The sequence below is a fragment of the Blautia sp. OF09-25XD genome (assembly GCF_003482095.1).
GTDB classification, from domain to species: Bacteria; Bacillota; Clostridia; order Lachnospirales; family Lachnospiraceae; genus Fusicatenibacter; species Fusicatenibacter saccharivorans.
In genome coordinates, this window is sequence record NZ_QUMG01000001.1 from 391,891 (window position 1) to 413,353 (window position 21,463).

Sequence of the window (21,463 nt, forward strand, 5' to 3'; positions counted from 1 at the left end):
GGGAAATTTCATCTTTCTCTTACGACATTTTTTGTTGGAGGCATTTATGAGTAAAAGAAAATTTTCAAAAAAAGAGGTTGCCATAAGCATAGCGGCGGCCGCTCTTGCAATAGCAACGGTTGGAGGCGCGGTCGCTATCCATAAAGATTCCAGCAACTCAAATACTGGACATTCTATTACCGTGGAGCAATCAGACTACAGTAAAAAAAAGGAAGAGGCAATCCAGCAGATTCAGGATGCCGTAAAAGACTTATCGGATGACCAGCAATCCGAAATTGACTCTTATATCAAACAGAATATTGAAAACATCCAAAAAGCTGAGTCTGAACGTACCATAGAAAGCACGCTGCAGGAAACACTCGATTACATAGACCAAAGAAGTTTGAGTGAAAAAGAAGAGCAACGAAAAGAAACACAGACAACGGAAACATCTTCTTCCAGTGAAAGGGAGGTTACTTCTTCCTCTGTATCAGAAGAAGATAAATACCATATCCTTGGGGAAGATTATATTTATGAAAATAACGACTATCTTCCAGTTATCAATCAAAGTAACTGGATCTATATGTCTGATGAAGAGAAAGACGATTGGCTGAAGAAATGCACACCGGTAAAAGAAGATTCCGCCCACTCTATCACAGCCATATGTACAGACGCTTATGGTTACAATAAAAGCTGGTTTCTTCCCTGCAGACTGCATAAATGGATCACGGAAAACAATATCACAGCAACGGAAGGTGAATATCTGGCCTATGGAACCTATAAACCAAGTAAGGAAACATTCTATCTCGTACTGAATGACAGTAACCGAACCGTAACTCTGGTTACATACAACAAAAATTCCCAGGACTTTTCCTTTGAATTTGCCGGCATGACAGAGAGTGAGGTACTGGAAATGAAGAAAATGGATGCAAATACATCAGACACCACAGGGCACCAGGAAGATTCCAATAATACTTCTGATGCCGGTGATGCACCACTTTCTGAATCTGCCTTAAATGAAATGGAGAAAAATGCAGAACAAAATCAATAAAATCAAACATACCGGCGTATATGTTCTGGTTGTAGATGATTACTTATACAAAACCGGAGACATATTTGGCGAGTGGGTTTTTCTTCCCATGGATTCACCGGCAATCTCAAAATATGATGATACTTACGTTATTATTAAGTATGATTTAAGTGACATTACAAATCAGACACAGAAAAACTGGATTCAAAAGCAAATCGAGCAAAATAAACATAATATTTCGCGCCTCAATAACATCTTAATAGCGTATATGGAGAACGAAAACTGGAATTCATAGTCTCCAAGGAAAACTGATACTTATAAATTTTCCGAAAAAGGTAGCCTAATTTTGAGGCTGCCTTTTTTGAACCACAAATCAAAAAAAAGAAGAAGTAAAAACATGAAAATACAACGAGATGGGAAAGAATATACCTTGACGGCCGAAGAAGTTATGGAAGCCCACGAAGAATTTGTTACCAGTTTTATGGTTGCCGAATTGGAAAATTCATATGATGTACCACATAAATATTCGAAAGATCTCGCAAAAGAGGCATATGATATGTATGCTGACAGCAGTATTTATTCCGAATATGATTGCATCGAACGTGTTGCAAAGGACTATCAGGATCGCTGTAAAGAACCTACTGTTACAATAACTTGGTCAGAGTGTAACGATTTTGAAGATGGCGAGGTTATTCCGATCGCAGAAGCAAATAAAAGGTTTGAATTAATTGATGCCGATATTCGAGAACAATATGGCGGCCACTATTATGAAAAGACAAAATTCCTGTTGAATTATAATATGGGGAAAGAAAATTTTTCCTATGAAGGCCGCCAGGATTTCGGTGATTATGAGGGTTCCTTGATCGATCACCTTCATAATATGGCACTTATGTATGCATATGATTCTGAGTATTATGATTCGGTGGCATCCAGTAATACACCGGAACTTGCAGAGAAAATCCGTACCAATGGACTGTTTCTTTTAAATAAGCTGGTGCTGTATTTGAGAGCACATGAAGAAATTTCCGATAAATCAGTAACAGTGCATGTTCTGTTTGACAAGCCATCTGTAGAGATAGAATCATGGAAGGAAAAATACTTGATAGATTTCGATAACTATGTATCCGACTGCAGATACTGCCTTAATTCTGGTTTGAATTTACCCGATGAACCGATGTTAAAAGATTACGATCCAGCTTTAATTGCAGAAAGGCAAAAAATAGAGGAAGAACTTAAGCAGGAAGCTGCTGCTGCGGGAATGACGGTAGAGGAATATGCTGCAAATGATTTTATTTCTCCAAAGCAGCAAACAACGAATAAGAAAGCCACAAAAAAACAGCCAACCCTTTAACCTATGTTCAGCAATCTATCCCCGGCTTCTTGCATATACCTAATTTTCTGTTATTATAAAAGTGAGAAAAAATGAAAGAGGCGAAAGAAATATGAAATTTGATATTAATGCATTAATTCAAAAACAAAAAAGACCAATCAAAGATAAAAAACAGCTTTCTGCTGAACTGAAAAAAACTATTGAGCAAGAAGAAGATCCTCGGATTCAAAAACATAAAATTAATGCCTTGAAAAAGGGTTATACTCCAGAAGAAGCGGAGAAAATTGCTAGTATTTGCCGATCATACTATAAGTCTATTGACAAAATGCAAGCGGAACTTTCTGAGAAATCCATGAAAATTCACGAGATTTTTAACGAGCAATCTGTAAAGAAAGGATCATGGCAGCAAAAATACTTGACAGATTTTGATAAATATGTATCCAAATGTAGATACTGCCTTAATTCTGGTTTAGATTTGCCTGATGAGCCGCTATTTACAGATTATGTTCCGGATTTAATTCCTGTAGAGGAAGAACTTAATCAGGAATCTGCTGCCGCAGGAATGACGTTAGAAGAATATATCAAAAAAGAATATCTTTTCAAATAATATTTTCAAAAGGCAAAAAACAGTAAACAAGCATACAAAATGTTCCCAAAAACGCCCAATCATTTAAGACTGCTAAGCAGTCTTTTTTATTACAAAAAAGGAGAAAGAAACTATGGATATAGATACATTAATTGAGCGACAAGAAGTACTGGTTGAAAATCAAAAACAGCTTTTATCTGCGATGGTGTCTACACTTGACCTAATGAAAGCAGAAAAATTACGTCAAGAAATAGATCAGGAAATAGCATTTGATGAACCAAATAAGACTGTTGAGCAAGAAGAAGATCCTCGGGTCCAAAAGCATAAAATTATTGCCTTGAAAAATGGTTATACCCCGGAAGACGTGGAAGAAGTTGCGAGTATTTACCGATCATACTATGAATCTCTTGATGAAATCGAGGCAGATCTCGCTGCAGAAGGTAAGCCAAGTAATGGATCTGACTATGAATTACGAGCTGAAAATGTACGTGCGCTTCGCGATCAGGACTTATCATATATTGACCACAAATATGAAGAGCAGCGCAAACAGAAGTCACGTCCTACGCAGCATCCACTGAAACGTCCCAAAAAAACGATGAGTAAAATTTGACTTGTAGAAAAGAGGAAACCATATGTCAGAGTCACTGGGCCCCCGGAAAAAGGATTGGGATTTTTCATCCACATTAAAAACTCTTCTGGATCGTCATACTCTCGAACTTTCCAACGAAGAATTAGAGGAAATCAATCTATACCTTTTAAATCAAAGAGAACACGCGATCACTTTATACTCTCAGCAATTATATGGAATGAAACGTACAGCCAATCGTTTATCCAACACTTCAACATCCTTTCAGGATCAGTTACAACACATGAACTAAAAAGAAAGAAGGGTTCTTATGTCACAAGAAATTGAAAATAATTTTGAAGAACGAAAGAAAGACTGGGACTTGACCGGGCTTTTGGGCGATGTTATTCGAAGGTACATATATCAACTGACTAATGATGAGCTTAATGAAATCAACTTGGAAAAAGCTTCTGGAATGCCAGATGAAGAGATTAAAAATGGAATCAAACTCCCTTTGGCTACTATGCAGCAACGCCGTGAAACATGGGGTTCTCAAAGTAAATTAGATGTACAAGAGCCTATGATTTTTATATTGCAAAGTACAGTAGAAAAGTTGTCCGTCGGAGACAAAATCCCATTATCAGACGCAGATAGCTTTTTGATTCACCAAGAATCCGGTGTTCTTAATTATGAACTTCATTATTTGATGAATGGTACGCCGCAGGAGTATAATGCATTCCTTGATCTTTCTAAAGTTAAAGTGGCCGACACGTTAATGGATGGCGTTACGCACAGCACTCCACCTGCTTTATCGGATTACCTTGAGCGGCATCAACAATTAAACGATACAGAACTTGGAGCCAAACGATTGCAGAAGTTAAATTGTGATTCAAAAAATGTATCTTATGCAAATGCTCTACTTTCCTATGTAAGAGAAGCAAGGGAATGTTTAAATTCTGGAAAACAACTTCCACAGCGGCCAACCAGAAGTTCTATTACTCTTGAAAAGCCAAACGAAGAAGTTGCAGTTCCGCTTTCCGAACAAACTCCAGAAGAAACTGCTGTCCTTGATCTTAATTCTGCACCTGAAATTAGTATCCCTTCATCCAACAATGAAGAAGTTATGCAGCATCAAAACACCACTCCGGAAAGTCCGGAGGCAGAACATCAACAAGCAAAAATGGAAAATCTTATGGATATATCTCTTCCATTGGTTGATCAGGAACCATTTCAAGAGATACTACAGGCTCTTCTGAAAAATGATATGTCTCAAGCAGCTAATCTGTTGCAATATCTCGGAAGTCATCTGGATAAATTACAAGAAGAGCATCAGAAAATGCAAGTAGAATTCCGGGAACTCAAAGAACAGGTAAATTCTATTGACGAAAGATTTTTTAATGATTCTGACAGTGTTGATACTGTACAGAATAATCTTGATCAGAGTGAAAAACTCATAACACTTAACAAGTCCCGCCTTGCCAATGTTGTTCTGCAGACTAAGAGTAAATTAAAAACTGCTGGAAAAAATGCGCTTTTATCGTTTGCTGAAAAAATTCATGTTCCAAAAGCTTTGGCTTCGTTGCAAAAGGGAATGCAGCATACGCAGGATTCTCTCGATGTACTATTCCAGCGGCTGAACGATGCAAAGCAGGCCGTACAAGATGTTTCCAATAGTGTAAAAAACGTTGGCCGGGCATTGACCGGAAAAGAACTTCTTGAATATGTCCCGTGGGACCCAGAAAAGGGTAAGATTGCTTCTGTCCAGCGTAAGATTTACGCTATGGAGCGTACATTGGGTAATTTGCAGGAAAGAACAAATACATTACTTTCTAAAATGCAACGTCCTGAGCAGAAACCCGAGAAGCAGGTAAAAAAGACAACTAAAAAGGTTATTTAAAGGAGGTATTAAAAATGGCAGCTGAAGATGCAGGTGGAAGTGGTGACCTTGCTATCTTGGTCAACACAGAAATGATTGTTCTTAAAGGGGCTGTTAAAGCAGCAGCTTCCGCAGGTAGTGTAACCGGAAAGGTAGTAAATAAAGCTCTGCTTTCTCCCTTCCGACTGATTCAATTTTGTATGAAACTACATAAGCAACATATAATCTCCACGTCAGACTTCAAAAGTTTTACACAATTCATGAAAGCCTGTGATGGAGATTATATTATCGCAAATCTCCCCACACGCGATCCGGAACAGTTGGATAAACTCATGGATTCCATGACAGAGGTTGGAATTACCTACTGTCTCCTTCCTGATCTGGATATTCAGGATTCCTGCCAGCAAATTGCCATACGTGGAAAAGACGTTGCAAAATGGCAGGCATTATACGAATCTTATGTAACAAACCAGCTCGATCTTGGTGGTCCACTGGATTTTGAAGAGTTGAAAGCTCTTACTTCCGGAAATTATAAAATCAAAAGTCTTGCACTCGGAGATGCTTCGGAAGATAATGAGCAACTAGAGCAATTCCTGGATATATTGGACGAACGTGGCGTGAACTATTCTGTTCTTCCGGATCTTAAATATGGAGATAATCACATCCAGATTGCCGTTGCGAATCAATCTCTGCAACAATTCGCAGCAGCTATTAAAGCATATTTAGAAGAATTTCCGGATGCAGCTAAAAATTTGGTAGAAGATATAACTGAACAAGAATATTTTGATTCTGGCCGTATGTCAGAGGAAGATTATATGAAAACAGCTTCGCCGGAAATAAAGGAAAAAACCGATCCAAAAAATTGGCAGAAAGGAAAAAATCTGAATGCACAGTCTTTTGAGCAAGCCCTGGCTGGGAAAGAAGTCGATCGTTATGAAACCTTAAAGAACCGACCAGGGTTAATCGAACGATATATTCCTTCTCAAAGAGTAGCTGCCAGAAGAGAAGATGAAATTGCGCTGCAGACAGGTGACCGAGAATATGTTCGTATTCAGGAAGCTCTTTCCGTTGACAATGGTAAGGGCTTTATTATTTTTCTTGATCCGGAAAAAAATTATAATGTCTATCGTCCGGATGAAAAAGGGATTCTTCAGACTCCTTCCGGCAGTCTGTCTGGAAAAGAATTTTCCAAGTATACAGAACAATCTGACGAAACACATCGTTTAGATTATATTCCGTATGCAGAAACTGAAACTCCGTCCGAAGCTCCTCAAAAGCAATCATCAAAAGCAAAATCTATGGAAAAAACTGTTTCACAAAGCTCTCCAGATGTTTCTACTCAAGAAGCAGCTTTTCCCGTTACCATTAATTGTAGTCTTGTTGATGATATTATGGATGACAAGACTTTTATTTCTCGTATTCCTGGTTCTAAATTGCATATCAAACTTCCTCTTTTTTCCATTGCTGATGACGGAAAAACTCTTGTTTCAGCAATTGATCCACAAAAGGAATATGAAATTTTTAAAAATGATTCACCAACATCGAATCCTTTATTGAATATGAAAGGAGCGCAAATACTACCTTATTATGATCCAGTTCGACGCAAAAACATAACAAAACAGTTCGGCCAGAATCAAAATAAGATTTTAAAGTTTTCTCAAAATCCTGCTTCTAAACACAAGCCTAAATCTTCCCCTATAAGGAAAAAAGACTTAAAGCTTTAATATAAGGAGAAAAAATGATAAAGAAAAAAAAGATTCCAATTAAAAGTCTTGTGCTTATTCTTATTTTGGTCGAATTAATCTGCCTTGTATTTGCAGGTATTTTGGGTGAACCTGGTAATGATATAAATCTTAAAACAGCGTCATGGATGAATCATCCATGGCGCTGTTTTAATCAGTACACATTGATTAGTCTTGGATGTGGTCTGACCGGATGGGTATTTTTTCTTGCGTTTTATTTGGATACGCATCGCAACACACATTCAGACATCGAACATGGTTCTGCAGAATGGGATGATCCGGACACTGCAAATAAACGCATGGCCGATCTTAAGCATCCGGAAAATAACCGCATTCTTTCCAAACACGTAAATCAGGCTTTATCCGGTTCGAAATCCTTTCCAAATAATAATATGATTGTTGTCGGTGCTCCTGGTACCGGTAAATCATTATTTGTGATTGCTCCAAATATTTTAAAATGTATTTCTTCCTATTTATTCATGGACCCTAAAGGTGAACTTGTGGAAAAATATGGAAACTATTTGCAAAAGAACGGTTATCAGATCCGTGTTTTGAACTTAAAAAACATGGAATCTTCTGATCGATACAATCCTTTTGTTTATATCCGAACAGAAGATGATATTCCACGATTGATTATGAATATTTTCAAGTCTGTGGAACCCCCGGATGCCCAAAAAGGCGACCCTTTCTGGGATGATGGTTGCGCTCTTTATCTGCAGTCTCTCTTTTATTTCGTGTGGGCTGTATCTGTACCAGATAAAAAAAAGATTTTTGCAGAAGCCGGTTTAAAATGGGAACCTGTATATGCTACGCAAACTTTAAATCAAGTAACAAAGCTCATGCAGCTGGAAAGTAAAAAAGTACCACCTCGCTCTGAGGATGAAGAAGAGTCCACAGAATTATCTTTATTAATGGATGCATTAGCAGATATGTATCCAGATCATCCAGCTGTCAGAGATTATCGTAAATTAAAAGAAGGTGCGCCCGAAACAGTTGCTTCCGTTCTTTTAATTTTAAATGGAAAATTCAAGTTCTTTTATTCGAAATCTATTCAGCGCATTTTTGAAGCAGATGATATGAACTTATGGGAACTTGGAACCGGTTGGCACAGGGATGGAAAAAGTAAAGTAGCATTATTTCTAGTCCTAAAAGAAAACGATAGCAGCTACAATTTTGTGGGAAATATGCTTTATCAACAGCTGTTCGATGAACTTTTGGTAGAAGCAGATCAGAATTACCATGGTGTTCTTCCTATTCGTGTTGAGTGTTGGATGGACGAGTTTGGCAACGGGTTACGGCCGGAAGGTTTTGAACATTTAATCACAACCCTTCGATCTCGTAACATTGCTGTCATGCTGTTCCTGCAATCAATTAGTCAGCTGCAAACCATGTACAAGGGTGACGGATGGAAAGTATTCATGGATTCCTGTGCTGTATTTTTATTTCTTGGTTCCGGCCGTGGTGCGTATGACACCCAGGAAACTATCAGTAAAATGTTGGGTGCTGCCACAATCGAAAAGGCATCCGGTAGTGTTTCATACGGTCAAAACGGAAGCAGCAGCACAAGCTACGATCGCCTGCAGCGTTCGCTTATGGATGCAAATGAAGTTGCACAAATGGATAAAGACAGTTGCATCATTCTTCCATTTGCAAGTAAACCAATCATCGACAAAAAATATAAGCCATTCCATGATCCCTCTTATTTGAAGGCAAAAAAATATGGACCTTATACCCATCCAGTTGAAATTTTCCGTGATAAAAACGGAAACCTGCATACAGTAAATCACCAGGAGAAATTTTATTTTCCGGATGAAGGTCTTCAAGCAAAAATACGCGATGATCTAAAAGAAGGGAAATCTTCCGGCATGTTATTCGAACTCAGCGAAGATGAATTTTGTTCTCTGGATCTGGATGATCCGAAACTGAATGGCCCGCAAGGAAATCTTTTTTTGCTTCAACAGTTAAAGAAATTGGAAGATGATAGTGCCACTTTAAAATTACAGAATGCTGTCAACGAAAAAATGAATTCTGTAATTTATGATACGTCAGACAACACATCCTCCTTGGAGGCAGATGAAGAATCTGCCGCAGAAACCATTTCTGTTTATGATGTGCGTCAATCTTGGGATCTTTCCGGGAATCTGGAAGATGTTATCCGAAGATATATACTCGAACTTTCCGAAGATGAAGTATCAAACATCACAGAAGCTATGAATCGGCATATCCCGGAAAAGAAGATCAAAGATTGTTTAACTCTTCCACCGGAAAAATTATGTCTTATGCTGCAGTTTTATATGAAACAAGCAAACTAAAGTAACTTAGAGAGGAAGTATACCTTATGGCCGAAGAGAAAAAAAACAGATCAGAGGAACTAGAAAGTCTGGATAAGAAAATCAATGAGATTATTAATGGATGGAATCAAAATCCGGAAGAGATTGTTGAATTTTTACAGTTCTCCAGCAAATTTTCTTACGCTTATTCACCACGCAACATGATGCTCATTGCTCAACAGCAAAGAGGAGCTTTACTCTGTAAATCCTTTAAAGCCTGGAAAGAACTTGGTTACTCTGTAAAAAAAGGTGAGCATGGAATGGAAGTGTACGTCCATACACCGATCACTATTTTAAAAACAGATGATGGAGATATTCCTTATAGTAAAGCATCCAAAGAACAGCAGGCCGCTTATGATGTCGGAGAAATAGAAGGAGAGAAACTTTCGTATTTCAAAAAAGGATATACATTTGATATTACGCAGACAAACTTTCCTCCGGAAAAATATCCAAAGCTTCTTGACCGTGGAATTCCATCTGAATTTCACAGAAGCTGCACAAATATATTAAAAGAATACTGTGAAGAGAATCTTGGGCTTAAAGTTTTTCTGCAAGACCAGGAACAAAATATTAAAGGAGTTTCCCTTTATGGCTATCACAGTCCGTCAGAACACGAAATTCATATTGCTTCAACTTTACAGGATACCGCTGCTTTCTCAACATTAACACATGAATTCGGACACGCTCTTGCACATGGATCTGTCGAAGAATCTCTGAATACAAATTTGCATCAAAAAGAATTTGAAGCTGATGTTATGAGTATTATGTTTTGTCAACACTATGGGCTTGAAATAACCGACGAAAGAAAGAGTCATCTTTCTGGTCATTACAAAGATTGGAAAAAATCCGATCCGAACAATTTTCATCCGGATAAAAGTATGCGGAAAATGTTTGACTTATTTAGGGAACACTCAACTGTCCTGGATCAAAAAATAGTTAAAGCTTTTCCAGAGCTTGCAACAAAATTACTTCCGCAAGAACTAGAAGTGAATTCAGAAAAAAAGAAAGTTGTAAATAAAACTGCTAAGAGAAAACCAAAGAAAAAGAAAACACCAAGACTGTAAATACGATTTTTTATGAAGAAGAAAAATAGATGCGCAGACGAATTTCCATCCAGCAGTATCAGAAAATACATCGGCTATCCAGATAGTGCGTATATACATTTTGATGAAGTTGGTGCAGTGCTTTTTATTTTTCGAGCAAATCCTTCTTTGAAAGAATTGGATGGATTCGAAAAAAAATTTGAAATTCGAATTACAGAATTTTCAAAAATCATGTTTATCTCTTTTCGCTTTGGATCTTCTGACTGGTGCAGCATCTCATATTCTCCATACTTAGACACATGGCAGAGCAAACAATTTATTTTTCCGAATTGTAAGTACGGAATAAATTTATTCATAGCACTTTTCGATACATCAACCGGAAAAATATTAAGGGCCAGGATGCTCGATCTTCCGTGCCTCTTTTCAAAAAAAATACGCTCTGCCATTGTACTGCAGGCACTGCAGCCATTCAATAAAGAGAAATATATTAAAGTTATTAAGCAGTTTACTTTTTTTCATTCGCAAGAAGAAATTGCAGTGCAAAGCAAATTATCATCACGCTGCACAGTCCATTATCGTGCATCACAGACTGTCCCTATACAAAAATAATGAATTATTTTCACACCACACATTTCAAAATAATCAGAAAAATGCAGAATCACTATTCTGTGTTTCATAAAAAATTAAAAGTGAGGTAACTAAAATGGAAAGAAAAAAAAACTCAGGCAACAACAGCAAAGTTAAAAAAGGTTCAGACCGAAATCAAAAAGACAAAGGATAAACTCAATAAACTTATGGCAGAAGAGGAACGTTTGACTGTTCAGTATCAGACAGAAAGTTACGAAGAGACTTTAGCTTATTTGAAGTCTGCAAGCAAAAATGGAAAGCCAGATCTTGAAGAGATGTGGAAGTTTTTGCAGAGCACTTATTCTCCTGAGTTGAAAAATTCAGTTTCACAATCGACCGGAAATTCTGCACCTTCAGAAGAATCAACTGATGACGTAGAAGAAAATTCTGAAACAGAAGAAACATCCAGCACTGTTCCGGAACAAAAAATTTCTCATTATGATTCAAATGATCTTGAGTTTTTAGCTGACTAATTTTTTGCGGGACATCCTTTTGGGGTGAGGACGTCCCGTTTTTCAAATAGAATCGAGGTAGCAAATGGAAAGCAAAAATTATCATTTCAATGTGAGCAATCCCGAATTGATTTCAAAAATTGAACGCTTCAATGAATATGGATTTGCAAACCGAACTGATTTTTTTCTTGAAGCAATAAAAGCATATGACACAATTTTCACTCCAGAAAATTCTTTGAAAAAACTCATCACAGACGCAGTGATGGATGGAATTGTTGGAGCATTGAACATAGAAACAAACACAACTGATGATGGTGATAAAACAAATTTTGAAGACAGTGATGAAGATTATCTCATCTACATTAAGTAAGAATTGTAAAAATTTACATTACCTTATACCTACGCTCGATATAAAATCGAGCAAAAGGGGTCTTAGGGGACTCCCTAACAAGATGCAAATTGTTTACAATTTGCGTATCTTGCTAATTAAGAAATAGGAATGTGTTTCTTATGGTCGTAAAACGTCCATGAGCCTGCAGCCCCAGTGTTTATGCGGCTTTCCGGGATTTTCATAAAAAACGCATTTTTCTCCACAAAAAGCCCATGGTCATAAAACGTCCATGGATATTTTTGTCATGGTCGTAAAACGTCCATGGGCTTTTTTTTAATTGATTTGTCTCGAAAATTTTTATCACCGAGTACAGAAAAGAGGAAAGTATTGATGGAAAAAGAAAATAAAAAAGCAACTGCCTCTGAGAAACTGACGAAGGTAGTTGCCATTCGAATTTCTCAAACTGATTATGATATTTTTTTAGAAAAAGCAAAAATGGAAAATCCGGAATCCACAAAAATAAATATTTCAAAATACTTATGCAGCGTTTTACACGATTCCACAATTTCAAATTTTCATTTTTAAAAAAGAATTTTCGTCAAGTCGAACAGGCCTTACTCAATATTGACAGCAAACTTTTGCAGATCGAAAAAAATTCGGCAGGATCTTTTTATCCGGAAGAAATGTTGGAAAAAATCTCTGAATGTAAACGGCAGCTTGAAAAATTAGAGTTTGATTTTCAAAAATTGGAAGAGGAGATTTCAAAATGGCAATCACCAAACTGAGTCATGTCAAAGAACGGAAATCCGGAAATCCTAACGCAGGACTCTATAATTGCATTGATTATATTTTGAATCCTGACAAAACAGAAGAGCGTTATATCGGAGGAAACGCGGGTTCCACTACACAGGAAGTATATAACCGGATGATGGCAACAAAACAAGAATTTCGCAAATTGGATGGCCGACAATGTTATCACTTCATTATTAGTTTCGCACCAGGCGAAACGGATGCTATCACCTGCTTCAATATTGCTCAGGATTTTTGTGAAAAATATCTCGCCGGAAAATATGAATACGTTTTTTCTGTCCATACAGATCACGCGCATATGCACGCTCACATAGTTTTTAATTCTGTCAGTTTAGTAGACGGAGTAAAGTATCATTATTCAGATGGACAGTGGAAGAGTAACATTCAACCGATAACGGATCAGCTTTGCGAAAAATATGGACTGAAAAAATTGACTTACGTTCCAGGAAAAAGAAAAGGCGTTGATTATGGAACATGGAGGGAAAAGAAAGATCCATCCGGAAGTCAACGATTACGTGAAGCTATTGACATGGCAATAGCGCAATCTGATTCCTACGATGATTTTCTTTCTATAATGAGGAAGTCATATCAAGTAAAAATTGGGTTTTCACAAAAATGGAATTCTGAATATCTTTCATTTAAAGATTTTAAAACTCCGGCCGGACGATACCGTAGAAATTACGTTCTTGGAAAATCATACACTGTCGCAAGTATTCAAAAGCGCATTTCATTAAATAAGATGGAAATTCCAGAATCATTAAAACGACTGCCACCACATATTCGAGGTTTTGAATCTTCCATCGGCTCTGGTTTTCGTTCAGCAAATGGTTTATACCTTACGCAGCATCAAAAACGTTATATGATTCCATACTGGAGGTTAAAAAATTCCGAACGCACAGTTACTAGTGGCACAGGGAACATTCGAGAATATTCAAAAGAGGCTGATAGAAATTTGCGTGACCTGCAAACCGTGCAAGATAATAAAATTCGAACCGTTCAGGATTTGTCCTCCCGCTTGGATGAATTGAATCAAATGACCGATTCCATTCGAAGAGAACTTCGTGCAATACAGTCTAGCCGTGAAGATTCAGAAACAGAGAATGTCATTTCCGAATATCTTTCCATTCAAAGTGCATTTGCGAATGCCGCTGTTCCTATTGAAATGGAAGGGAAATTTGAAAACCGATTGGATGAGATCGAAGAAAACTATCCGATCGAAGAATTGATACACCAAAAAGAATCTAATAGTAAAAAAGAAAAACAACTACAGAAAGAAATCAAAAATTTGCAACAGGCATCCAGACGTTTATCAAAATTAAAAAAGATCCAAAAGAGATAAAGAGGAGTAGTGAAAATGGCTTTCCAAAAATATTCTGAAGAAAAACGTAATGAAATTTTAGATTCTCAACAGGAAAAAAATGCGCGTGGAAAAATAAGTTTATTACTGAATTTGGGATTTCCCAAAGATTGGATTGAAAAAATGCTTCCTTATATAAATGAGGATACTACATCATGGCAATTACGCATGATCAGTCTTTTCGATCAAGATCCGGAAGATCTCGTAGCCATGTTGGAAGATTCCGTAAAAAATTCTTCTGTAGAAATTTTTCAGTCTATTCGGAAGAAATATTATATTGAAAAAAAAAGCAGTGCAGATATTGAACAGATTCAAAAATCAATGGAGCAATACGTTCCATTGATTCATAACCAACTAGACGCTTACAACGAAATGTCCGCTTTGTTGCAGCAGCAATTTGCCGTCCAGCAAGAGAAAGATGATCTACATAAATCTAAAGGTGACCTGCAAGAAAGAATAAATGCTATGCAGAAGGAGCATGAAAAAATTTCCATTGAGAAGGAAGATATTTTTCATCAGCTGCAGGATTCAGAGAAAGAAAAAATTTCCATTCAGCAACAACTCGTTGATGCGACTGAATCGCTGCAGAAATCTCAGGGAACTGCAGCTTCTTATGAAAAACAAATTGCTATTCTGAATAATAGAATTGATGAACTTGAAAAGCAGTTGGAAGTATATCAAGCTAAAGAAAATGAAATTGCCCAGGAAGAAGAGAAGCAGCTTGAACACATTCCCGTTAAACGTCGAATAATCTGGTCATCTTTTTTTCATGACTCTAAAATAAAACGCAAAGAAGAACTAGACATTCAAGAACAGGCTGAACGTGAGAGACTTGCAAAGGAATACATTTATGATCCATCCCATTCTGAAGAACAGGCTGCGCTTTTTCTCGATGCAGCAGGAACAGAAGAGTGGACCTTAGAAGATCTTCGAACACTTGCTGCACAATCAGATATTGACAGCATGAAAATATTACAGCGTAAAATAGAACAGCTGCATAAAGCTTCACAGAAAAAAAAAATAATAAATAGCTTTCTTCCACATTTACAGTTGTTGTTTTATTTTGAGGAAAATGATAAAATTAATATAGTTCCATTACTACGGAGGTGATTTAAAAATGTCAGTATCATATTTTAATACAAACGAATATGAATTAATGAATAAAGATAATATTGTTGCAACTGTAAGCTGTACAAGAGATGAATTTAATGACTTATATTTTGAAATTCATCATATATTTTCACAATTACCAATTGGTTTCAAAACATTTAAAGACTGGATCGAAAATCGTAGAGCACCTAGCAATCGCCAGCACATTGAAAAATTGCTTAAGCGTTGCAACTGTTATGATTTAGAAGGCTTCCTTCAAGTTACACATGCTGCAACTTTAAATGATACGTTTTGGGTTCGTCCAGCAAAGAGTCATCTTTCCTGGAATAATGTTTCGTTATTCCAAAATCCTTTCGATGACGTTGTTGCTCGGATAGCCTTTGAAGGTGGTTTATATGGTGAACATTTTTCAACAGCTTCCCCTGAATTTTCTACTGATGGAACTTTTGCAAAGTGTTGGACTCGTTTAGACAATCAAATTTTCCTCATGAAAAGAGGGTCTGAAGGTGGTGCGAATGCTGGGCTTGAGCCATACAGTGAGATGTATGCTTCACAACTAGCCGCTGTATTTTGTCCAGACTCCGTTCCATACGATGTTGTAAATTACCATGAAAAAAAAGCCTCTAAATGTCCGCTTTTTACAAATGAGCAATATGGTTTCGCTCCAACTTATAAATGCATCGGAGTAGAAGCCGGTATTGCCCAAACCCTGCAATACTTTTCTTCTATTGGTAGCGAAAACGCTTTTCGTAGAATGCTAGTTTTAGATGCCCTTATAGTCAACACTGACCGTCACAAAGGAAATTATGGAATATTATTTCAAACTGATACTCTTCAACCGATAAAAATGGCACCTGTATTCGATCACAATCAAAGTTTATTACCATACGCAATGGAAGATGATTTTCGTGATCTCGATTCCTATTTGAGCGAAAAAATTCCACGAATCGGTACAGACTTTTCAGAAACTGCAGCCATGGTAATGACTCCAGATATAAGATCAGATCTAAGAAATTTACAGGACTTTGAATTTTCTGATTCATCAAACGGTTTACCAAAATGGAGAGTAACTGAATTAAACAAATTAATAGTCCATCAATCAAGATCTATCCTTAAATCAAAAAAAATATATATGTCTCCCGATCAACCTAAAAAGAAAAATATTAAAAAATCAACTCCTCGTCTATGAAAAAAATCCGTGTCAATAATTGACACGGATTTTAAAGTTAATGTGATTATGATAGCTCTCTATTCATTATAGTTTACGTGGTTTCTTTCTTGATGTAGTCTTGAGATTTGGTTTGGAAGTATTGCAGTTTTCATTAAGTAATTGTTTTATCTCTGGCCGTGGAGTATTGGAAACTATCGAAAGTCGTTTTAAATACGTTGCTGCATTCAAATAAAGTACATCATTTTGTTTTGAAGAAGCTCCCGTATAAAGTACCAAACGGCTTTTCACCTTTCCAAAATTTTCATCTATATATTCCAAAAAATCAGTGTTTCTTAAATGCTTTGTTTGATCTATTACGATCTGATTAGAGTATTTTACTTCAAACAGATAGCTTTCTCCTTTTTGCTTATCAACCAGTATCATATCAGCTTCAACATGCTGGTTGTTGTTTCTCAAGGTGATGCTTAATTGTGATACGTAATAACGATCCAGATCAATCTTTTGGAATGTTTTATATGTTTCCGCAAGAATTATATTTTCAAGTAAAATTCCTTTTACGAAATGATCTGCTCTTAAAATAAATAAATTTCTGTCAGCTATACCACAAGTATCCTTCCACATAGAATCATCCGCCAAATTTTTGATCAAAGCAGTTGAATGGGCATATATCATACCTGGTTGCATAAAAATTTCTAAATCTTCAGAACGTTCCCCACTATTCAATGAAATATATGATGGAATTTCGAGAAATAGTTCGAGTTCCAACAAGTAATTCTTTAGTTCATCCAGATGTCGCTTACTTAAAGACGTTTGCATTTCATCCAAATCCTTAATTCCCAAAGCATTCTTGGTTGCCTGATTGGCTTCTTCCGTGTTAATTAGTGACACATAAGATGGTTCTTGAATATTATGGATCGTAGAATACAGCGGGGCACTTTTAAAACACTTGTTAACTGCTTTGACCGTAGTGTAATAGCTGAACTTATTAATCATTTTATTCAAAACAGATTTCAATTCATTCTGTTCGTACAACTCAGTTATTGCAGCTCCATACCTTCTTGCATCTTCGCTTTTCTCCAATGAATGTAAAATATTTCCAACAATAGCGGTATTTTGATATTCTTCGCTGGCCTGCAATGTTTTATATGGACTTTTTGTTAATGTTCCTCCGTATTCAATATATTCATCTACGGAATCATTTTCGATAAGTTTTGAAAACTCCGCAAAAGGAATATAGGATGTATGTATCATTTGAATCCTATCATATAAAATATCGGATTGCGCAAGCATAATTCCCAATGAGTCCGTTCCAGCGATAACGATTTTAGCTCCTTTTGCTGCAAAATAATCTGAAAAAGTATTTCCATATTTTTGAAAGTCTGTAACTTCCGTTATTTCATCTAGGAAAAAGTTGCGAACGCCTTTATCGTATAAATCTTCCATTGCCTGCCGCAATTCAAGCATATCACATTCCCGTAGGCAAAGAATATATACTGTTTTTTCTTTGTCTTTATCCGATAGTTCTGATATATACTGATACATCATTACTGTTTTTCCGGTTCTTCGTAGGCCATATAAAGCACAAATCTTTCCAGGATATTCATGCTGCATGAAACCTTTCAATTGATTATAACAATCCCTTTTCCGAACATATGAAGTGGCGATTTGGTTTCCCATAATAATATTAATATTTTTTTCATACATAAATTGCGCCTCCATTTCTTCATTGACTTATTTTATATTCTCGGAACAAGCGGTCAAGCGTACATCTACTTATTTTCAATTCTTTTGCAATCTGCGTTTTCGTTGCCTGTCGGGTCATATAACGATTATAGTATTCTTCGATTCCAGGAACAACGATTTTGTTTCTTCCTTTGTAGCGTCCTTCTTTTTTGGCAATGGCTATTCCTTCCCGCTGCCGTTCCAGAATCATTTCTCGCTCAAACTCTGCAATGGCTGCCATCATGGTGAGCTGCAAACGTCCTGTCGGTGTCGATGTATCAAAGTTTTCTTTGAGACTTACGAACTTTGCTCCAGTATTCTCGATTCTTTTCATGATACTTAAGAGATCATATGCAGTCCGGCCGAGTCTGGAAAATTCTTCCACATATACGACATCATCTTCACGAATGAACCCCAGCATTTCCTGAAGTTTAGGTCTTTTCATCGTTTTACCGGATGCCTTCTCAATAAACCACTTATCAATATTATATTTTCCCAGTGCCTCTCGTTGCCTGGCTTCATTTTGTTCAACCGTTGATACTCTTACATAAGCAATATTCTTACCTTTACTCATTTTTTCCTCTTTGTACAAATAACTTCTTAGATATGGTCTACATTTTGTTCAATAATTGAATCTCTGACTTTATTTTAACATTTTATTGTCCATTTGACAATGTATAAAAACGTACACCCTATTTAGATATTTTTATTGTGACATCACATCTTCCCTTACAGCTTTTTCAAGAAGCTGACGAACATATTCAGGACAGCTGCTCTTACCGGATTCCCAGTTTTCCAAAGTTCGCACAGGAATATTATACTGCCTGGAGAATTCAGCTCTTGATTCAGAAAGCATCTCTCTTATTTCCATTTTTTCTTCCTCATTTGATATTACATATACTTTGCCATTGTGCTCCGCCAAAAGAATCCGTCATACAACCACTCAAGATCGTTTTTAAAAGTTGGCACATCGTGATGGTCTAATTCGGCAACGAATTTTACGTATTCATAGCTATAACCGTTTTTTTTGTAATACGTCAGCAGCGAGTTTATAGCTGTACAAAAAGTCTGCTTTATCAGCAACAGGATCTTCATCATCCCAACTCCACTCATCTTTTTCTTTCTCTTCATCTGTCATGGTGTCGTTTGCCTTTTTGTAAAAGAGAGAGAAAGCATATTTTTCTTCAGCCGGCAGATCTTCCATTTGCATCAAATGAGCCTTTCCCCAGGCATCATCAAAAATTTTTTTAAACTTTGACTTGAGTGGCATAGGAGTTTTATGCTTATACTGATTTATCGTGTCATCAATAATGAGCGCTAAATCCATATCAATGGGAAGTTGTTCTGTAACCAGATATACGCTTTTTTCATCGCAAACAATATAGAAGGTATCATTTTCAGTTTTTAACTATGCTCAGCAAGAAGTCCCCGACTTCTAAAGTGGGGGATGAATTGCGTCCGTCATAAAATATTGAAATACAGGATAAGAAGCGTTATAATAAAATCAGTCGAAGAAAAAAAGAAAGGCTGAACATATATGGAATTAGACAATAATGCACATTCGGTATTTTTGCTGTATTACCATCTTGTCCTTGTTGTCAAATACCGCAGGCAGGTCTTTGATGAAACGGTTTCCGAACGTTCAAAGGAAATCTTTGTGTATATTGCACCGAAGTATAACATTATGTTGCAGGAATGGAATTATGATAAAGATCATGTCCAGATTTTATTTCGGGCGCACCCAAATTCAGAAATCAGCAAATTCATAAATGCATATAAAAGTGCAAGCAGCAGACTCCTGAAAAAAGAATTTCCGCAGATACGGCAGAAACTGTGGAAAGAATGTTTCTGGAGCCAGAGTTTCTGCCTGCTTACAACAGGCGGCGCACCAATAGAAGTCATCAGAAAATATATTGAGTCACAGGGAGAAAAAAGCCGCAAAAGGGGCAGGTCTTATGGCAAACAAAGCATATAAATTCAGGATATATCCGAACAGGGAACAAAAAACACTGTTTGCCAAAACGTTTGGCTGTGTACGGTTCATCTATAATAAAATGCTGGATGATAAAATCAAATATTACGAGAAAACGAAAAAGAAACGGAACAATACCCCGGCGCAGTACAAAAAAGAATTTCCGTGGCTGAAAGAGGTTGACAGTCTAGCCCTTGCAAATGCACAGATGAATCTGCAAAAGGCATATAATAACTTCTTCCGGGATCCGAAAGTTGGATTTCCGAAATTCAAATCCAGACATAAAACCCGCGCTTCTTATACAACGAATAACCAGAAGGGCACGGTAGCCCTTGAAAATGGGCACCTGAAGCTTCCAAAAGCAGGGTATGTGAAGGTCAAACAGCACAGAGCGATACCGGAAGATTACCGGATCAAATCGGTCACCATCAGTCAAAATCCGGGCGGGGACTATTATGCAAGCGTTCTGTTCGAGTACGAAAACCAAGTACAAAAACAGCCCATGCATCAATTTCTTGGTTTGGATTTTTCCATGCAGGAACTGTACAGGGACAGTGAAGGCAGAGAACCGGAATATCCGGGATATTACAGAAAAGCGGAACAGAAATTAAAGAGAGAACAACGAAAGCTCTCAAAAATGCAGAAAGGTTCCAAAAACCGTGGAAAGCAGCGGATCCGGGTTGCCAGAATGCATGAGAAAGTAGCGGCCCAGCGCAGAGATTTTTTACACAAACAATCGCGAAAGATTGCAGATGCGTATGATTGCGTCTGTATAGAAGATCTCGATATGAAAGCAATGTCACAGGCGCTGCACTTTGGCAAATCCGTTTTGGATAACGGCTGGGGGATATTTGTGAATTTCCTGAAGTACAAAATGGAAGAACAGGGAAAACAGCTGGTGAAAGTAGGCCGTTTCTTTGCAAGCAGCCAGCTGTGCAGTGTATGCGGGTATAAGAATACCGAAACGAAGGATCTGCGAATCCGTGCATGGATCTGTCCGAAATGCGGTACACACCATGACAGGGATGTCAATGCTGCAGTCAATATCCGGAATGAGGGTATGCGTCTTATGTACAGCCTGCAGTGACAGGAATATAGAAAAAACCGTGGGGCACACGGGGATAGCTCGCTTATGCTTGACACAGTGGTGTCATCGAACGAGAACCGACGGTTCGCTTTTTGCGAAAGGAAGCCCCCGCCTCTGTAGGCGGGGGAGGATGTCAGTTCGCCCGGCGCGAACGTTATTCTTAAAGGTGAAAGTCCTAAGTGCGCCTGTTAGCGGGAAGCACATAGCCAACAAGGCAAGGGTGTCCATTGTGAGATGGAATCTGAAGGAAGCCTGAGGCAAACCATTGGTCCGACGGACAGAAATCATGTATAAGGCTTACAGTTCGGATAAGACTGCTGAACAAGTTGAAGTCCAATAGCTA

23 protein-coding genes are annotated in these 21,463 nt (G+C 37.4%); 19 read left to right on the plus strand and 4 right to left on the minus strand.

What is annotated here, in order from left to right:
* Window positions 1-46: 46 nt before the first annotated feature.
* The 17 genes from DXA93_RS01860 (at window position 47) to DXA93_RS01940 (ending at window position 16,357) form a co-directional block, all read left to right on the plus strand.
* Window positions 47-1,030, plus strand: coding sequence for a hypothetical protein (locus tag DXA93_RS01860; RefSeq protein ID WP_118595998.1), 984 nt, complete (start codon window positions 47-49; stop codon window positions 1,028-1,030).
* Window positions 1,011-1,304, plus strand: coding sequence for a hypothetical protein (locus DXA93_RS17685; RefSeq protein ID WP_117805190.1), 294 nt, complete (start codon window positions 1,011-1,013; stop codon window positions 1,302-1,304). The genes DXA93_RS01860 and DXA93_RS17685 overlap by 20 nt, the downstream gene beginning before the upstream one ends.
* Window positions 1,305-1,406: 102 nt before the next feature.
* Complete coding sequence (locus DXA93_RS01870; RefSeq protein ID WP_118595996.1) at window positions 1,407-2,360, plus strand: LPD25 domain-containing protein; 954 nt, start codon at window positions 1,407-1,409, stop codon at window positions 2,358-2,360.
* Between the two features lie 91 nt (window positions 2,361-2,451).
* Window positions 2,452-2,946 (plus strand): hypothetical protein, encoded by a 495-nt coding sequence (locus tag DXA93_RS01875; protein WP_117805188.1) that lies wholly within the window; start codon window positions 2,452-2,454, stop codon window positions 2,944-2,946.
* Between the two features lie 112 nt (window positions 2,947-3,058).
* On the plus strand, window positions 3,059-3,535 hold the full coding sequence (locus DXA93_RS01880; protein ID WP_117805187.1) for a hypothetical protein: 477 nt from the start codon (window positions 3,059-3,061) through the stop codon (window positions 3,533-3,535).
* Window positions 3,536-3,557: 22 nt separating this feature from the next.
* Window positions 3,558-3,803 (plus strand): hypothetical protein, encoded by a 246-nt coding sequence (locus DXA93_RS01885; protein WP_118595995.1) that lies wholly within the window; start codon window positions 3,558-3,560, stop codon window positions 3,801-3,803.
* 18 nt (window positions 3,804-3,821) lie between these two features.
* Window positions 3,822-5,387 carry a DUF6674 family protein gene (locus DXA93_RS01890; RefSeq protein ID WP_119207654.1) on the plus strand — a complete coding sequence of 522 codons (1,566 nt, stop codon included), beginning with the start codon at window positions 3,822-3,824 and terminating at the stop codon, window positions 5,385-5,387.
* 14 nt (window positions 5,388-5,401) lie between these two features.
* The gene (locus tag DXA93_RS01895) at window positions 5,402-7,090 is read left to right on the plus strand and encodes a hypothetical protein (RefSeq protein ID WP_118595994.1); all 1,689 of its coding nucleotides are present in this window, start codon (window positions 5,402-5,404) and stop codon (window positions 7,088-7,090) included.
* A gap of 14 nt (window positions 7,091-7,104) precedes the next feature.
* Complete coding sequence (locus DXA93_RS01900; RefSeq protein WP_118595993.1) at window positions 7,105-9,420, plus strand: VirD4-like conjugal transfer protein, CD1115 family; 2,316 nt, start codon at window positions 7,105-7,107, stop codon at window positions 9,418-9,420.
* Window positions 9,421-9,446: 26 nt separating this feature from the next.
* Window positions 9,447-10,502 (plus strand): ArdC family protein, encoded by a 1,056-nt coding sequence (locus tag DXA93_RS01905; protein WP_117812942.1) that lies wholly within the window; start codon window positions 9,447-9,449, stop codon window positions 10,500-10,502.
* 12 nt (window positions 10,503-10,514) lie between these two features.
* Window positions 10,515-11,090 carry a hypothetical protein gene (locus DXA93_RS01910; protein WP_117805181.1) on the plus strand — a complete coding sequence of 192 codons (576 nt, stop codon included), beginning with the start codon at window positions 10,515-10,517 and terminating at the stop codon, window positions 11,088-11,090.
* Between the two features lie 185 nt (window positions 11,091-11,275).
* Window positions 11,276-11,581 (plus strand): hypothetical protein, encoded by a 306-nt coding sequence (locus DXA93_RS01915; RefSeq protein WP_119188435.1) that lies wholly within the window; start codon window positions 11,276-11,278, stop codon window positions 11,579-11,581.
* 64 nt (window positions 11,582-11,645) lie between these two features.
* The gene (locus tag DXA93_RS01920) at window positions 11,646-11,930 is read left to right on the plus strand and encodes a hypothetical protein (protein ID WP_117805179.1); all 285 of its coding nucleotides are present in this window, start codon (window positions 11,646-11,648) and stop codon (window positions 11,928-11,930) included.
* Between the two features lie 351 nt (window positions 11,931-12,281).
* Window positions 12,282-12,476, plus strand: a complete 195-nt coding sequence (locus DXA93_RS01925) for a hypothetical protein (protein WP_119207655.1) — start codon at window positions 12,282-12,284, stop codon at window positions 12,474-12,476.
* 181 nt (window positions 12,477-12,657) lie between these two features.
* Window positions 12,658-14,040 (plus strand): relaxase/mobilization nuclease domain-containing protein, encoded by a 1,383-nt coding sequence (locus DXA93_RS01930; protein ID WP_117812944.1) that lies wholly within the window; start codon window positions 12,658-12,660, stop codon window positions 14,038-14,040.
* A gap of 15 nt (window positions 14,041-14,055) precedes the next feature.
* A complete protein-coding gene (locus DXA93_RS01935) occupies window positions 14,056-15,168 on the plus strand; it encodes a hypothetical protein (RefSeq protein WP_119207656.1) in 1,113 nt (370 codons plus the stop codon).
* A 7-nt stretch (window positions 15,169-15,175) separates the two neighbouring features.
* A complete protein-coding gene (locus DXA93_RS01940; protein WP_117812946.1) occupies window positions 15,176-16,357 on the plus strand; it encodes a HipA protein in 1,182 nt (393 codons plus the stop codon).
* A gap of 66 nt (window positions 16,358-16,423) precedes the next feature.
* On the opposite strand, the gene DXA93_RS01945 is transcribed toward DXA93_RS01940, so the two are convergent.
* The 4 genes from DXA93_RS01945 to DXA93_RS01960 all read right to left on the minus strand — a co-directional run bounded on the left by DXA93_RS01945 (window position 16,424) and on the right by DXA93_RS01960 (window position 19,388).
* Window positions 16,424-18,043 carry an AAA family ATPase gene (locus DXA93_RS01945; protein WP_055265153.1) on the minus strand — a complete coding sequence of 540 codons (1,620 nt, stop codon included), beginning with the start codon at window positions 18,041-18,043 and terminating at the stop codon, window positions 16,424-16,426.
* A gap of 19 nt (window positions 18,044-18,062) precedes the next feature.
* A complete protein-coding gene (locus DXA93_RS01950; RefSeq protein WP_119207657.1) occupies window positions 18,063-18,635 on the minus strand; it encodes a recombinase family protein in 573 nt (190 codons plus the stop codon).
* 132 nt (window positions 18,636-18,767) lie between these two features.
* Window positions 18,768-18,932, minus strand: a complete 165-nt coding sequence (locus DXA93_RS01955; RefSeq protein ID WP_117812947.1) for a helix-turn-helix domain-containing protein — start codon at window positions 18,930-18,932, stop codon at window positions 18,768-18,770.
* 141 nt (window positions 18,933-19,073) lie between these two features.
* A complete protein-coding gene (locus DXA93_RS01960; protein WP_117812948.1) occupies window positions 19,074-19,388 on the minus strand; it encodes a hypothetical protein in 315 nt (104 codons plus the stop codon).
* A 210-nt stretch (window positions 19,389-19,598) separates the two neighbouring features.
* Between DXA93_RS01960 and tnpA the strand changes: the two genes are divergently transcribed.
* Both tnpA and DXA93_RS01970 read left to right on the plus strand, forming a co-directional pair.
* Window positions 19,599-20,036, plus strand: coding sequence for an IS200/IS605 family transposase (gene tnpA / locus DXA93_RS01965; protein WP_117812949.1), 438 nt, complete (start codon window positions 19,599-19,601; stop codon window positions 20,034-20,036).
* Window positions 20,017-21,120 (plus strand): RNA-guided endonuclease TnpB family protein, encoded by a 1,104-nt coding sequence (locus DXA93_RS01970; RefSeq protein WP_055265145.1) that lies wholly within the window; start codon window positions 20,017-20,019, stop codon window positions 21,118-21,120. Before tnpA ends, DXA93_RS01970 begins: the two co-directional genes overlap by 20 nt.
* The last annotated feature ends 343 nt before the right edge of the window (window positions 21,121-21,463 follow it).

Excerpts from the sequence above, each read along its gene's own strand:
- DXA93_RS01860 (WP_118595998.1), top strand. The coding sequence starts at position 47 with ATGAGTAAAAGAAAATTTTCAAAAAAAGAGGTTGCCATAAGCATAGCG.
- DXA93_RS17685 (WP_117805190.1), top strand. The coding sequence starts at position 1,011 with ATGCAGAACAAAATCAATAAAATCAAACATACCGGCGTATATGTTCTG.
- DXA93_RS01870 (WP_118595996.1), top strand. The coding sequence starts at position 1,407 with ATGAAAATACAACGAGATGGGAAAGAATATACCTTGACGGCCGAAGAA.
- DXA93_RS01875 (WP_117805188.1), top strand. The coding sequence starts at position 2,452 with ATGAAATTTGATATTAATGCATTAATTCAAAAACAAAAAAGACCAATC.
- DXA93_RS01880 (WP_117805187.1), top strand. The coding sequence starts at position 3,059 with ATGGATATAGATACATTAATTGAGCGACAAGAAGTACTGGTTGAAAAT.
- DXA93_RS01885 (WP_118595995.1), top strand. The coding sequence starts at position 3,558 with ATGTCAGAGTCACTGGGCCCCCGGAAAAAGGATTGGGATTTTTCATCC.
- DXA93_RS01890 (WP_119207654.1), top strand. The coding sequence starts at position 3,822 with ATGTCACAAGAAATTGAAAATAATTTTGAAGAACGAAAGAAAGACTGG.
- DXA93_RS01895 (WP_118595994.1), top strand. The coding sequence starts at position 5,402 with ATGGCAGCTGAAGATGCAGGTGGAAGTGGTGACCTTGCTATCTTGGTC.
- DXA93_RS01900 (WP_118595993.1), top strand. The coding sequence starts at position 7,105 with ATGATAAAGAAAAAAAAGATTCCAATTAAAAGTCTTGTGCTTATTCTT.
- DXA93_RS01905 (WP_117812942.1), top strand. The coding sequence starts at position 9,447 with ATGGCCGAAGAGAAAAAAAACAGATCAGAGGAACTAGAAAGTCTGGAT.
- DXA93_RS01910 (WP_117805181.1), top strand. The coding sequence starts at position 10,515 with ATGAAGAAGAAAAATAGATGCGCAGACGAATTTCCATCCAGCAGTATC.
- DXA93_RS01915 (WP_119188435.1), top strand. The coding sequence starts at position 11,276 with ATGGCAGAAGAGGAACGTTTGACTGTTCAGTATCAGACAGAAAGTTAC.
- DXA93_RS01920 (WP_117805179.1), top strand. The coding sequence starts at position 11,646 with ATGGAAAGCAAAAATTATCATTTCAATGTGAGCAATCCCGAATTGATT.
- DXA93_RS01925 (WP_119207655.1), top strand. The coding sequence starts at position 12,282 with ATGGAAAAAGAAAATAAAAAAGCAACTGCCTCTGAGAAACTGACGAAG.
- DXA93_RS01930 (WP_117812944.1), top strand. The coding sequence starts at position 12,658 with ATGGCAATCACCAAACTGAGTCATGTCAAAGAACGGAAATCCGGAAAT.
- DXA93_RS01935 (WP_119207656.1), top strand. The coding sequence starts at position 14,056 with ATGGCTTTCCAAAAATATTCTGAAGAAAAACGTAATGAAATTTTAGAT.
- DXA93_RS01940 (WP_117812946.1), top strand. The coding sequence starts at position 15,176 with ATGTCAGTATCATATTTTAATACAAACGAATATGAATTAATGAATAAA.
- DXA93_RS01945 (WP_055265153.1), bottom strand. The coding sequence starts at position 18,043 with ATGTATGAAAAAAATATTAATATTATTATGGGAAACCAAATCGCCACT.
- DXA93_RS01950 (WP_119207657.1), bottom strand. The coding sequence starts at position 18,635 with ATGAGTAAAGGTAAGAATATTGCTTATGTAAGAGTATCAACGGTTGAA.
- DXA93_RS01955 (WP_117812947.1), bottom strand. The coding sequence starts at position 18,932 with ATGGAAATAAGAGAGATGCTTTCTGAATCAAGAGCTGAATTCTCCAGG.
- DXA93_RS01960 (WP_117812948.1), bottom strand. The coding sequence starts at position 19,388 with ATGGATTTAGCGCTCATTATTGATGACACGATAAATCAGTATAAGCAT.
- tnpA (WP_117812949.1), top strand. The coding sequence starts at position 19,599 with ATGGAATTAGACAATAATGCACATTCGGTATTTTTGCTGTATTACCAT.
- DXA93_RS01970 (WP_055265145.1), top strand. The coding sequence starts at position 20,017 with ATGGCAAACAAAGCATATAAATTCAGGATATATCCGAACAGGGAACAA.